We start from the raw sequence: 13157 nt of genomic DNA, 5'->3' as shown, positions 1-13157 counted from the left end.
CTTAACGCCATGATTTCACCGAATAGTGATAAGCCTGCTGTAACATTAAACTCAAAGTTTCGCGGTCAATATCGCCTGGTAATAAGGATGAACGCGCCATATAAAGATTGGCAGAATTGCGTCCTTCCAAATCCAGTTTAATCGCTTCGGCAATGGCAATCACAACATCATCCCAGTAAAACAATGTTATGGCATTGATATACGGTGTTTTAATATCACTAACATTGTCATTAAATGGACCCCATACGTTCGTTTGAACCTCTAGACTTGAATGCGCTTGCAAAGCTTGTATTACTCCTTTAGCGATATTCTGCGTACAACTAAAAATAAACTCAGATGGAACATTACCAGTCAGTAGGGATTGGGCACGCAAAAAAGCCTGTTGCTGATCATTGTTTACCACATAAATATCGGTAATTGATCGACCGTGGCTTTGCATTTCATCAATAAAATGGTCACAACGCATCTGCCCTATATAGTCATCCGGCAACACCAAAGCGGATATCATTGCCTGCTCTGGTAACTGACGATCAAGGTAACTTGCCAACTGCTGTACGGCTTTAGCTTGATCAAAGCCAAGATAAATCAACGGCGGCTCCAGTACCCAATGGCGAAGTGGTGCAGCAAAATCAAACAAAATCAGCTTACTCTTCTCAGCCAGTAAAAAACGTTCATAAAGACGCTTCAAGCCAAGGCTCATCTTAGTTGCTACTATATAATCCGATTCAGCCACCATGACATCTAAATGAGGAATAAAATCCACACCACTGCCTGAGCGATCAAGGTAAGTATCCAATCGATAGACAATACCCAATTCGCGCATCCGCTTACGAAATGCGCTCAATATCAATTGATTCTGCCATGTATCTCGTTCACCAAATAGCAGGAACACCACACGAATGGCTTCTTGTTGTGACACTCTAAGCGGGTTAGGGGGCGAATTCACTAAGGCAGTGAACTGTTCAGACAACGGACTTTGTTGTGGCTGGAGTTGAAAGAAAGCCTGCTCGGTCAGTACTTGGTCGGCTAAGCTGGCCGTAAAGCCCATTACACTAAAGCAACTTAGCTGAAGCCATACCAACACACACCGAAGTTTTCGCATCTTACTCATTTTCCTGCTAATAGATAATTCCCTAGAATTATCCAAAAATATCGAACTTTCAGCGAATACGAAACAAGAAATGACGTTAGAAAGGAAATTAACTTATTCCTTTAATAAGTTTCAGGCATAAAAAAAGCCGACATAAAGTCAGCTTTTTAAAATATGGTGCGGAAGGAGAGACTCGAACTCTCACGCCGTGAAGCACTGGAACCTAAATCCAGCGTGTCTACCAATTCCACCACTCCCGCAAGGAATGGCGAGCATTATAGGCAAATCATTTTGATGGTCAACTGTTTTTTGCAAGTTTTTCTAAAAAAACGCAAAAACTACTCATTCATCAAAATGACTAATACCCTGTTCACAACATTGACCATTATCGCTTTAATAAAACAATTAGAAGGTACGGCCGTTGCTATACTCGCCATGCTCATAACGCACTGCCATCTCTTCCAAATCAATGGTGTTGATACGCGATGCCTGACCAGCACAACCAAAGGCTTCATAGCGATCAATACAAACTGCCTTCATCGCCTTGATGCTTTCAGTCAGGTATTTACGTGGATCAAAGTTACCTTTGTGCTCGGCCAAACTACGGCGAATAGCACCGGTTGCCGCCAAGCGTAAATCCGTATCAATATTTACTTTGCGTACACCATATCGAATCGCTTTCACAATCTCTTCTACAGGCACACCATAGGTTTCTGGGATATCACCACCAAACTCATTAATGATCGCCAACCAATCTTGTGGCACTGACGAAGAACCATGCAGCACAATGTGAGTATTTGGCAAACGCTCCACAATTGTCGCAATACGTTCAATATCCAGAATATCGCCCGTTGGTGGACGAGTAAACTTGTACGCACCATGACTGGTTCCAATCGCCACGGCTAATGCATCAATTCCCGTAGCATTCACAAAGTCCAACGCTTCTTGTGGATCTGTCAACATTTGATCATGAGACAAGGTGCCTTCAGCACCCACACCGTCCTCTTCGCCCGCTTGACCAGTTTCCAACGACCCTAGCACGCCCAGCTCCCCTTCAACAGACACACCACAGGCGTGAGCAAACTCAACCGTACGACGTGTCACATCAACGTTGTATTCATAGCTTGCGGGGGTTTTGCCATCATCCATCAAGGAACCATCCATCATCACGGAAGAAAAACCTAATTGAATAGAACGTTGGCAAATCGCGGGAGACGTACCGTGATCTTGGTGCATCACCACAGGAATGTGCGGGAAGTCTTCAATCGCAGCGGCAATCAAGTGGCGTAAAAAATGTGAGCCTGCGTATTTACGGGCTCCGGCAGACGCTTGCATGATTACAGGAGAATTGACTTCGTCGGCTGCTTCCATAATAGCTTTTACCTGCTCCATGTTATTCACATTGAAAGCGGGCAAGCCGTAACTGTGCTCTGCGGCATGGTCCAGTAACTGGCGCATACTGATTAAAGGCATAAAAGGTTTCCTCTGACAATTTGTCTAATATTCTATTTATTACAGACAGTGCATCGCTTCCCGATGCACTCAGTTTTGTTTTCACTCCATCTACAGATGAAGTGTGGCTTACGCCTTATCGTTATTGTCATATTCAACTTACTGTCGAATAGGTCACTCTCTCGTAATTGCCACTGACCTCATTGAGTCAGCGGCTTAGGCTTTTAGCCTTTATTATGTAAAACAGTCTTTGCTGCTCTTATAAGTATTAATTTTGCGCCCGTGATTCTAACATAGCAACCGCTGGTAATACTTTTCCTTCAACAAACTCAAGAAAAGCACCGCCACCAGTTGAAATATAAGACACTTGTTCAGCGATGTCATATTTGTCTACCGCGGCTAGGGTGTCACCACCACCGGCAATAGAGAAACCAGAACTGTTGGCAATTGCCATAGACAAGGCTTTGGTGCCCTCACCGAACTGATCAAACTCGAACACACCAACAGGGCCATTCCAAATGATAGTTTGAGATTCTTCTAATAATGCAGAAAAAGCCATCGCCGCTTTGGGACCAATATCCAAAATCATGTCATCCGGCGCAACGTCTTTCGCATCCTTAATTGTCGCCTTAGCGTCCGCAGCAAACTCAGTGGCAACCACTACGTCTTCTGGTAACGGAATGCTGGTTTTCGCCATCAAGGCTTTGGCTTGTGGAATCAAGTCTTCTTCATAAAGAGATTTACCTACAGGGAACCCTGCGGCTGCCAAGAAAGTATTAGCAATACCACCTCCCACAATCAATTGATCGACCTTATCAGACAGAGATTCAAGCACAGTCAGCTTGGTAGATACTTTTGATCCACCCACAATCGCCGCCATAGGGCGAGCAGGTTTCGCCAAAGCTTTTTCCAAAGCTTCAAGCTCAGCGGCCAACAATGGCCCAGCACAAGCAATTGGAGCAAATTTGGCAACGCCATGAGTAGACGCTTGCGCACGATGAGCAGTGCCGAAAGCGTCCATCACAAACACGTCACACAAAGCCGCCATTTTTTTCGCCAATGCTTCCTCATCTTTCTTTTCGCCTGAGTTAAAACGCACGTTTTCTACCAAGACCAACTGGCCCTCTGCCACATCAACGCCATCTAACCAATCTTTAACTAGAGGAACATCCAGGCCCAACAAAGCTGACATATGCTGTGCCACTGGCAACATAGAGTACGCTTCTTCATACTGACCTTCAGTCGGGCGGCCAAGATGCGACATCACCATCACTTTCGCGCCTGCGGCCAAAGCCAACTGAATGGTCGGCAAGGCAGCACGAATTCGAGCATCACTGGTTACCTTGCCATCTTTCACAGGTACGTTCAGGTCTTCACGGATCAATACTCGTTTACCGGCGAGATCCAAGTCTTTCATCTTAATTACCGTCATGGGTATGTCCTCATTATTATCTTTTAACAATCCTATAATCGCATTAGGCAGAGATCAGCTGTGCCCAATGCTTGGCTACGTCTAACATTCGATTAGCGTAACCCCATTCATTATCAAACCAACACAAAATCTTAACCATGTGATCATCAATAACTTGAGTCTGCGTACCATCAATAATGACAGATCGTGAATCATGATTAAAATCCACAGAAGCATGAGGCTCTCGAGTAAAGCCCATAATATGTTGATATTTCCCTTCTGCTGCTTGCTCTAGCTGCTGATTAATCTGTTGCAAAGTAACAGGGGTTTCTGTTCGCAACACCAAATCAATTAATGACACATTCAATGTTGGAACGCGCAAAGCATTACATCCCATTTTACCGTCCAACTCAGGCATCATTCGGGTGATGCCCTTAGCAAGTCCCGTATCAACTGGAATGATGGAGCTGAGTGCAGCCCGGGTTAAGCGTAGATCCTTGGTATGATAACCGTCTATCACTGGCTGATCGTTCATCGCAGAGTGAATGGTTTGGCTGGTGCCATGTACCACACCACAAAAATTTTGCAGCACATCCAAAACAGGAATCAAACAGTTTGTGGTACAAGAAGCCGCTGACACAATTTGGTCATGGGTTTGGATAATGTGATGGTTGTAGCCATACACTAAAGTAGCATCTACCTCCGCGTCAGCAGGCTGAGATAATAAAAGTCGTGGCACCCCTGCAGCAATATACTGCCGCGCACTGGCACTGTCACTAAAACTACCCGAACACTCCAACACCAAATCCAAATTTAGGGACGCCCAATTTATGCCCTGAGCGTCAGCACTGGAATAACATTGAATGCGGTCGTTACCAATCAACAAGCAATCATCTTGTGTGGTAACAGATTGCGGAAAACGACCATGGGTGGTGTCATAGCGCGTCAAATAACTCATTGTCTCCACATCAGACAACTCGTTTATCGCCACCACTTGCAGCTGTTCACGGTAACCATTTTCATACAAGGCCCGCAATACAGAACGGCCGATTCGACCATAACCATTAATAGCGATTCGCAACATAGTCTCACTACTTATCGCAATAAAAAGAAAAAAGAGACGCTTTATTGCGTCTCTTTTCCAATTGGGTCAAGTTACGCTGAAAGCAAGGTTTCAGAAGTAGCCACCACATTGTCGACGGTAAAGCCGAAGTGATTCATTAGGTCGCCGCCAGGTGCAGACTCACCGAAGCTTGTCATGCCAACCGTCGCGCCTTCAAAGCCAACGTACTTGTACCAGTAATCCACGTGAGCCGCTTCAATTGCCACCCGCTTAGTCACTGCCTTAGGTAAAACAGATTCTTTATAAGCTGCGTCTTGTGCATCGAATACATCGGTGGATGGCATAGATACAACACGTACTTTCTTACCTTTTGCTGTTAGCGCTTCGGCAGAAGCCACTGCCAAGCTCACTTCTGAACCGGTTGCAATCAAGATAAGTTCTGGTGTACCAGCGCAATCTTGCAATATGTAGCCACCTTTCGCCACATTAGCAAGTGTCTCTGCATCACGAGCCTGAGCAGGTAAACCTTGACGAGAGAAGACTAACGATGTTGGACCATTACGACGCTCAATTGCGGCTTTCCAAGCCACCGCCGTTTCCGCACCGTCACATGGACGCCACACCGACATGTTTGGTGTCATGCGAAGATTAGCAAGCTGCTCAACAGGTTGGTGAGTCGGACCGTCTTCACCTTGGCCAATAGAATCATGGGTATAAACAAAGACGTTTTGAATCCCCATCAATGCGGACATACGCACTGCATTGCGCGCGTATTCCATAAACATCATGAAAGTCGCACCATAGTTAATAAAACCACCGTGCAAAGACGCACCGTTCATAATGCCGCTCATACCAAATTCGCGCACGCCGTAGTAAATGTAGTTACCCGCTGGATCATCTTGAATACCTTTTGAGCCAGACCAAAGTGTCAAGTTTGAACCGGCAAGGTCTGCTGAACCGCCTAACAATTCAGGTAACATAGCACCAAATGCACCAATAGCATTTTGCGAAGCCTTACGACTAGCAATGTTCTCACCCTTGTCCTGACATTCTTGAATGAAAGCTTGGGCTTTTTGTTCGAAGTCAGCAGGCAATTCACCCTTGATCACACGACGTTCAAATTCTGCTGCCAACTCAGGGAATGCTGCTTGGTAGGCAGCAAACTTGTCTTGCCATTGAGTTTCACGAGCAGCACCCGCCTGCTTCGCATCCCAACCCGCGTAAACATCCGCTGGAATCTCAAACGGTGCATGCGGCCAGCCAAGGAATTCACGTACTGCAGCAATTTCTTCTTCGCCCAGTGGCGCGCCGTGACAATCGTGGGTGCCAGATTTATTAGGCGAACCAAACCCTATGATGGTCTTGCAGCAAATCAGAGTTGGCTTACTGGTTTCCGCTTTTGCCGCGTCAATAGCAGCTTTGATGGCTTCTGGGTCATGACCATCAACACCCGCAATAACATGCCAACCATATGACTCAAAACGTTTTGGCGTATCGTCTGTAAACCAGCCCTCAACATGTCCATCAATGGAAATACCATTATCATCCCAGAATGCAATCAACTTACCTAAGCCAAGTGTACCGGCCAAAGAGCAAGCTTCGTGAGAGATACCTTCCATCAAACAACCGTCACCCAAGAAACAGTATGTGTTGTGATCTACGATTTGATGGCCGTCACGATTAAATTGTGCCGCCAAGGTCTTTTCCGCAATTGCCATGCCCACCGCGTTGCTGATACCAGCACCCAATGGGCCTGTGGTGGTTTCAACACCATCCGTATAACCATACTCTGGGTGACCTGGAGTTTTTGAATGCAACTGGCGGAATTGCTGCAATTCTTCAATCGGTAAGTTATAACCAGACAAATGCAACAAAGAATAAATCAACATAGAACCGTGACCGTTAGACAACACAAAACGGTCACGATCCACCCACTTAGCATTGGATGGATTGTGCTTTAAATAGTCATTCCACAACACTTCTGCAATGTCTGCCATCCCCATGGGAGCACCTGGGTGACCTGATTTAGCTTTTTGAACAGCGTCCATACTTAAAGCACGTATGGCATTCGCGAGTTGTTTCCGAGACGGCATGGTTATTCCACTCCTGGTAGCTTGACGAACAATAGAAGGAACATTCTCCATAGACTGAAGCAGCATGCAATGCCAACTCAGTTCATTTGCCTCATTTTAGGGCCAAGAAAATGCATTCTCTTAAAATCTGCACCATGCTATCAAAAAAACCACCTTTTGCCTCGTACAAATGTAGGCTTCGGGTTGCTATTTAACAATTTATCCGCCATTATTCACCGCTCAAAGCGTCGATTTGTTTCGGCTTGCGGACGCTATATAAAATCAGCTAAACAGAAGCAGTATAGATGCCTGTTTAGCGAATCTCATGCTAAGCGGGTTTTTTTATACCTTTTTAGCGCTTTTTCATCTTATTGATAGAGGCACTAAACATGTCAGAATATTCATTATTTACTTCCGAGTCCGTTTCTGAAGGCCATCCAGATAAAGTGGCCGATCAGGTTTCCGATGCCATTCTTGACGCCATTTTGGCGGAAGACAAAGAAGCTCGTGTGGCCTGTGAAACACTCGTCAAAACCGGCATGGTATTAGTTGCGGGCGAAGTTCGTACCAATGCCTGGGTCGACATCGAAGAAATCGCCCGTGGCGTCATTCGTGAAATTGGCTACAACAGTTCAGACATGGGGTTCGATTGGGAATCTTGTGCTGTGATGAACGCCATCGGCAAACAATCTGCGGACATCGCCGTGGGTGTCGATGAAGCCGATGAAAAAGAATTAGGTGCGGGCGACCAAGGCCTAATGTTTGGCTTTGCCACCAACGAAACTGATGTATTAATGCCAGCGCCTATTACTTATGCGCACCGCTTGGTTGAACGCCAAGCCCAAGTTCGTAAAAACGGTACATTAGACTTCTTACGCCCTGATGCAAAAAGCCAAGTTACTTTCCGCTACGACGACAATGGCAGACCATGCGCTATCGACGCCGTTGTATTGTCCACCCAACACAGTGCCGCAGTGAAACAGGCAGACCTTCGCGAAGCGGTTATGGAAGAAATCATCAAGCCAGTGCTACCTGAAGAATGGTTATCTAAAGAGACCAAATACTTCATCAACCCAACAGGGCAATTCATTATCGGTGGCCCAGTGGGTGATTGTGGTTTGACGGGGCGTAAAATCATCGTAGATACCTACGGCGGCATGGCACGTCACGGGGGTGGTGCATTTTCTGGTAAAGACCCTTCTAAAGTGGATCGCTCAGCCGCTTACGCAGGTCGTTATGTGGCAAAAAACATAGTAGCAGCCGGCTTAGCCGACAAATGTGAGATTCAGGTATCTTACGCCATCGGTGTGGCAGAACCGACTTCCATTAGCATCAACACCTTTGGTACTGGCAAAATCAGCGATGCCAGTATTGTGGAACTGGTTCGCGAACACTTTGAGTTGCGCCCTGCAGGTCTAATCAAAATGCTGGATCTGAAACGCCCAATTTATCTACCAACAGCAGCTTATGGTCACTTTGGCCGTACTGGTGATAATTTTACCTGGGAAAAAACCGACAAAGCCGAATTATTACGTAAAGCCGCTGGTTTATAATTCCACTAATTTCCGTTATAAAAAGCCTTCTGGTGCATCGCGCTGGAAGGCTTTTGTATTTTTAATTCACTTTTATGCGTTTTCTATTCATTAGGACAAGGTATGCGAATCCCACGAATTTATATCAATACTGAACTCAGTGAAAACCAAACGCTGACCTTGCCTGACACCAGTTTCCAACATCTGTGTAAAGTTTTAAGGCTCAAATCGGGCCATCCATTACGGGTTTTTAATGGTCAAGGTGGTCAATATCACGCCACTTTATGCGACGTAGAAAAGCGCTCAGCTAATATAACGACTAGTAGATTTGAAGACTTAAACAATGAGTCCTTAGTAAAAGTGACCATAGGACAGACTTTGTCACGTGGAGAGCGTATGGATTACGCCATTCAAAAATCAGTTGAAGCAGGCGTGTTTGCCATCCAACCCTTGTTTAGTGAACGATGTGAAGTAAAGCTCGAAGACAAGCGTATTGAAAAACGTCTCGCACATTGGCAACAAGTTGCCATTAGCGCTACTGAACAATGTGGTCGAGGCGTAGTTCCGGAAATACGCATGCCAATGGCACTCGAAGATTGGCTTGATGAATGTAACCAAATGTTAAAATTCACCCTGCATCATCACAGCGACAAATCAATAAAGAACTATTCCCTCAAAACAGATCAACAAGTTGGATTACTCATAGGTCCTGAGGGAGGCTTAACCGATCGAGAGGTCCAACTATCTGAAAAACAAGGTTTTAATCCCATTACCCTAGGACCAAGAGTGTTACGAACCGAAACCGCACCTGTGGTGGCACTGAGTGTGATCAACACTTTATGGGGGGATATAAATTAAGCGTATTCTATAAATCAGCTAACAGAATCGCTACATACAAAATGGCAAATTTCGTTTTACTATCTTGTCTGGATATATAGACAGGATACTGAGACACATGTTTTACCGAACAGCCATTACATGCATGTTTTGTATAGGAACACTCATACTGCCTATAACCAGTGCCGCGCTCACACTTGAAGAAGCAACCTATACTGCAATTGAAAACAGCCCAACAGTGCGCCAAGCCATTGCCAAATACCGTGAATCAAAAGAGAACATGGATCTAGCAAGACGCAATGGTTATTATCCCAGTGTTGATTTAACCGCCGGTATTGGTCACGAAACCACTTATGCTGATGAAAACAATTCAGATGACATAGGACTGACACGACGTGAACTCTCTCTGTCGTTAAATCAACCCATCTTTAATGGTTTTGCTTCACAAAACGAGGTTGATCGTTTGTTTAACGAAGCCGAAGCTGATCGATGGAGTGCCCTTATCTCCGTAGAAAACACGGCTCTAGAGGTGGCACAAGCTTACGCTAATATTCTGCGTTACCGTGAGCTTGTCAATTTGGCAAACATGAATTTAGAAACTCATCAACGCATCTACAAGCAGATCAAACTAAAAAGCGACACAGGCGTTGGACGTCAATCGGACTTAAGTCAAATCACAGCACGCCTTGCTAAAGCTCATGCCAACTACCTTGCTGCTACTAACAATCTCATAGATGCGGAAAGTAACTACAACAAAGTGGTCGGCGAAATGCCACCTAAAGACTTAATTTACCCAATTCCAGACCGTGATCTACTACCCAAAGACTTAGATAGCGCCATCAAGCAAGCATTGGCAAAAAATCCCGCCATCGAGGGAGCATATTGGGATGTGGCTGCCACCGAAAGCATTCAAAAAATTTCAGATGCGAGAAAATACCCAAGCGTAAACTTTGTATTAGAGCGAACCTGGAACAATAACCTAGACGGTGATGAAGGCCCAAGTGAAGATTTGCTCGCTATGGTCAGATTGAACTACAACCTCTATAGTGGCGGTTCTTTTAAGCGTCAAAAAGAAGTAGCAGTTCAACAAAACATCCAGGCTAAGGAAATTCGCCGAAATACCATTCGCGATACAGAATTAACTGTACGCCTTGCTTGGGCTGCTTTTGAGGCGACTACTGGCCAAAAAAAACACATCCGTGACTACGTGATCGCCACCAAAGAGTCCCAAGTGGCCTACGAGAAGCAATTTCGCTTAGGCCGACGCACTCTATTAGACGTTCTAGACAGTGAAAACGAGCTTTTCCAAGCTCGCCAGGATTACGTTAATGCGGACTACGATGAATTGTTCTCTGAATTTCGTCTATTTAACGCCAAAGGCGAGTTAATGCGCTCTTTCCGTATTTATCGTCCACCTTTACTTGGCTTCAAAGATGAATTTGAACCGCCACGGCAGGCACCAACCAAAAAGGCGGCGACGGACGAATTAGAAAACATCGAGGCCACAGTAACGCCAAAAGTTGAAGAATCCGATCCAGCTTCAGCAGAAGACCTCCTATTACCGTCAGATCGACCAAGCGCTGATGATTTATTTATTGATGCAGATGAAGCATCCGGCAGTTGGTAACATTATTACTGAGAGCCAAGTCGATTCCTTTTGCTCTCAACGGTAGCATGTCGAATAAGGAAATTTTGCGGTCCTCCCAAACTATTGAAAAAACAGAGCTATTTTTTCTTCTCAGCGCCTGCATATTTCTATAGCATCAATACATATATTACGACTAAGTTGAGCACAGTCGGATACTCGTTTTTGAGGACACTGCAGAATGACCGTTAAACTAGGGATCGTGATGGACCCCATCGCATCCATCAACTACAAAAAAGACACATCACTTGCCATGTTATGGGCCGCCGCTGAAAAAGACTGGGAGCTTATCTACATGGAACAAAAAGACCTATTTCTCGACAATGGCAAAGCTTATGCTATGGCGAGTCCACTTACTGTACACAAAAAGCCAGAGCATTTTTATGATTTAGGTGAAGAGTCACAAATTGCATTAGGCGATTTGGATGTTATTCTGATGCGTAAAGATCCACCTTTCGATGGTGAATTTGTATACAGCACCATGATTTTAGAACAGGCTCAACGCGATGGCTGCATGGTGGTTAACGACCCGAAAAGTCTACGCGACTGTAATGAAAAACTCTTTGCCACACAATTTCCTCAGTGTTGCCCACCGGTACTGGTGACTCGTCGAGCGGACTTATTAAAAGCCTTCCATAAAGAGCACGGCGACGTCATCTTTAAACCATTAGATGGCATGGGAGGCACGTCTATTTTCCGTCTAAAACCAGACGATTCTAATGTCAGCGTGATTATTGAAACTCTGACTAACATGGGCTCTGAGCAAATCATGGCGCAAAAATTCATTCCTGAAATCAAACAGGGTGATAAACGCATTTTAATCGTTGATGGTGAGCCAGTTCCTTATGCTCTAGCCCGTATTCCAGCTTCTGGTGAAACCCGAGGAAATTTAGCAGCTGGTGGCCGTGGAGAAGGTCGACCTCTGAGTGACAGAGACCGTTGGATTTGTCAGCAGGTCATTCCTTCACTTAAGGAAAAAGGGCTTTTATTTGTTGGTTTGGATGTTATTGGCGACTACTTAACTGAAATCAATGTCACTAGCCCAACTTGTGTCAGGGAGTTAGACCAGCAATTTGATCTCAATATTGCCATGACATTAATCGAAGCCATTGAGAAACGCTTAGCCTAATATCATGCGTGTGATTGATAAATTTTCCGTTACCCTTTTTATCGCCATCAGCGTACATTTGCTGTTGGCGATCTTAGTTAGTTTTGATTTTGAACTGCCCTCACCCAAACCAAAAACCTTAGAAGTGACCTTGGTACAGCATACTACCAAAGCGCCAGTAGAAGCAGACTTCATTGCGCAAGCAAACCAACAAGCAAGTGGTACTGAGCTACGTAAGAAAAAGCTCACCACCACGGAAGAAGCGCAATTTCTATCTGATAACATTCAAGAAATTTCACCGCCAGTACAACCCCAACTGGCCTCAGCAGAACCCATTGACGAACCCAGTCTATTAGCAACACAAGAGCAACAATCAACCCTAGAAGTCGCAAAAGAAGTCGAAAAAGAACCTCAAACATTAGAAGAGCGTTTTCGTGGCGAAACACAGATTCCTAGCCATCTGTCTAATGACATAGCAACGCTAGAGGCTTTACTTGACCAACAACGACAGTCATACGCCAAACGTCCTCGTATTAGACGTTTAACGTCCGTATCAGCCAAAGCCGCAGTAGACGCAAAATATCTTGATGATTGGCGTCGGCGTATCGAACGCATAGGTAACATACACTACCCAGCAGAAGCCAAACGAGACCATTTATATGGTGAGTTACGATTAGCCGTTGTCATCTTACCTAACGGCTACGTAGACGACATTGAAATATTACATTCTTCCGGTATTCGAGTTTTAGATGATGCGGCCATGCGAATTGTGCGTCTAGCCGAACCTTTTCAGACCTTCCCTAGCGAATTAAAGAAAGAGGTGGATAAATTAGAAATCATACGCACTTGGCGTTTTATTCCTGGCGATCAATTACGTAGTCAGTAACAGCGATCAGCTTAGCAAAGCTTTCTTCTGTTGTTTATCAAGTAACAAGATTCAGATACAA

The 13157-nt window shown here is 45.0% G+C and carries 10 protein-coding genes and 1 tRNA gene; 5 read left to right on the top strand and 6 right to left on the bottom strand.

Annotated features, from left to right (window positions below; all coding sequences use genetic code 11):
* Position 1: 1 nt before the first annotated feature.
* The 6 genes from ABXS85_RS12415 to tkt form a co-directional block, all read right to left on the bottom strand.
* Entirely contained in the window at positions 2–1102 is a 1101-nt protein-coding gene (locus ABXS85_RS12415) for a substrate-binding domain-containing protein (protein ID WP_353666850.1), read from the bottom strand.
* Positions 1103–1265: 163 nt separating this feature from the next.
* Positions 1266–1350: transfer RNA gene (locus ABXS85_RS12410), tRNA-Leu, on the bottom strand.
* Between the two features lie 145 nt (positions 1351–1495).
* On the bottom strand, positions 1496–2563 hold the full coding sequence (fba, locus tag ABXS85_RS12405) for a class II fructose-bisphosphate aldolase (RefSeq protein WP_353666849.1): 1068 nt from the start codon (positions 2561–2563) through the stop codon (positions 1496–1498).
* A 247-nt stretch (positions 2564–2810) separates the two neighbouring features.
* On the bottom strand, positions 2811–3974 hold the full coding sequence (locus ABXS85_RS12400; RefSeq protein WP_353666848.1) for a phosphoglycerate kinase: 1164 nt from the start codon (positions 3972–3974) through the stop codon (positions 2811–2813).
* A 43-nt stretch (positions 3975–4017) separates the two neighbouring features.
* A complete protein-coding gene (locus ABXS85_RS12395) occupies positions 4018–5037 on the bottom strand; it encodes a glyceraldehyde 3-phosphate dehydrogenase NAD-binding domain-containing protein (protein WP_353666847.1) in 1020 nt (339 codons plus the stop codon).
* A 71-nt stretch (positions 5038–5108) separates the two neighbouring features.
* Positions 5109–7109 carry a transketolase gene (tkt, locus tag ABXS85_RS12390; protein ID WP_353666846.1) on the bottom strand — a complete coding sequence of 667 codons (2001 nt, stop codon included), beginning with the start codon at positions 7107–7109 and terminating at the stop codon, positions 5109–5111.
* A gap of 368 nt (positions 7110–7477) precedes the next feature.
* Between tkt and metK the strand changes: the two genes are divergently transcribed.
* The 5 genes from metK to ABXS85_RS12365 all read left to right on the top strand — a co-directional run bounded on the left by metK (position 7478) and on the right by ABXS85_RS12365 (position 13096).
* Positions 7478–8641, top strand: a complete 1164-nt coding sequence (gene metK, locus ABXS85_RS12385; protein WP_353666845.1) for a methionine adenosyltransferase — start codon at positions 7478–7480, stop codon at positions 8639–8641.
* A gap of 102 nt (positions 8642–8743) precedes the next feature.
* The gene (locus ABXS85_RS12380) at positions 8744–9478 is read left to right on the top strand and encodes a 16S rRNA (uracil(1498)-N(3))-methyltransferase (RefSeq protein ID WP_353666844.1); all 735 of its coding nucleotides are present in this window, start codon (positions 8744–8746) and stop codon (positions 9476–9478) included.
* A gap of 97 nt (positions 9479–9575) precedes the next feature.
* Complete coding sequence (locus tag ABXS85_RS12375; protein ID WP_353666843.1) at positions 9576–11084, top strand: TolC family outer membrane protein; 1509 nt, start codon at positions 9576–9578, stop codon at positions 11082–11084.
* A gap of 199 nt (positions 11085–11283) precedes the next feature.
* On the top strand, positions 11284–12231 hold the full coding sequence (gene gshB / locus ABXS85_RS12370; protein WP_353666842.1) for a glutathione synthase: 948 nt from the start codon (positions 11284–11286) through the stop codon (positions 12229–12231).
* A gap of 4 nt (positions 12232–12235) precedes the next feature.
* Positions 12236–13096, top strand: coding sequence for an energy transducer TonB (locus tag ABXS85_RS12365; RefSeq protein WP_353666841.1), 861 nt, complete (start codon positions 12236–12238; stop codon positions 13094–13096).
* Positions 13097–13157 lie beyond the last annotated feature (61 nt).

It is taken from the genome of Marinomonas sp. THO17, from assembly GCF_040436405.1.
In the GTDB taxonomy this organism is placed as follows: Bacteria; Pseudomonadota; Gammaproteobacteria; order Pseudomonadales; family Marinomonadaceae; genus Marinomonas.
The sequence above is the reverse complement of the archived record's forward strand: the minus strand, read 5'-3'. Positions and strand labels throughout refer to the sequence as shown.

Coding starts and splice junctions, on each gene's coding strand:
- fba (WP_353666849.1), bottom strand. CDS start 2,563: ATGCCTTTAATCAGTATGCGCCAGTTACTGGACCATGCCGCAGAGCAC.
- metK (WP_353666845.1), top strand. CDS start 7,478: ATGTCAGAATATTCATTATTTACTTCCGAGTCCGTTTCTGAAGGCCAT.
- ABXS85_RS12415 (WP_353666850.1), bottom strand. CDS start 1,102: ATGCGAAAACTTCGGTGTGTGTTGGTATGGCTTCAGCTAAGTTGCTTT.
- gshB (WP_353666842.1), top strand. CDS start 11,284: ATGACCGTTAAACTAGGGATCGTGATGGACCCCATCGCATCCATCAAC.
- ABXS85_RS12380 (WP_353666844.1), top strand. CDS start 8,744: ATGCGAATCCCACGAATTTATATCAATACTGAACTCAGTGAAAACCAA.
- ABXS85_RS12395 (WP_353666847.1), bottom strand. CDS start 5,037: ATGTTGCGAATCGCTATTAATGGTTATGGTCGAATCGGCCGTTCTGTA.
- ABXS85_RS12375 (WP_353666843.1), top strand. CDS start 9,576: ATGTTTTACCGAACAGCCATTACATGCATGTTTTGTATAGGAACACTC.
- ABXS85_RS12365 (WP_353666841.1), top strand. CDS start 12,236: ATGCGTGTGATTGATAAATTTTCCGTTACCCTTTTTATCGCCATCAGC.
- ABXS85_RS12400 (WP_353666848.1), bottom strand. CDS start 3,974: ATGACGGTAATTAAGATGAAAGACTTGGATCTCGCCGGTAAACGAGTA.
- tkt (WP_353666846.1), bottom strand. CDS start 7,109: ATGCCGTCTCGGAAACAACTCGCGAATGCCATACGTGCTTTAAGTATG.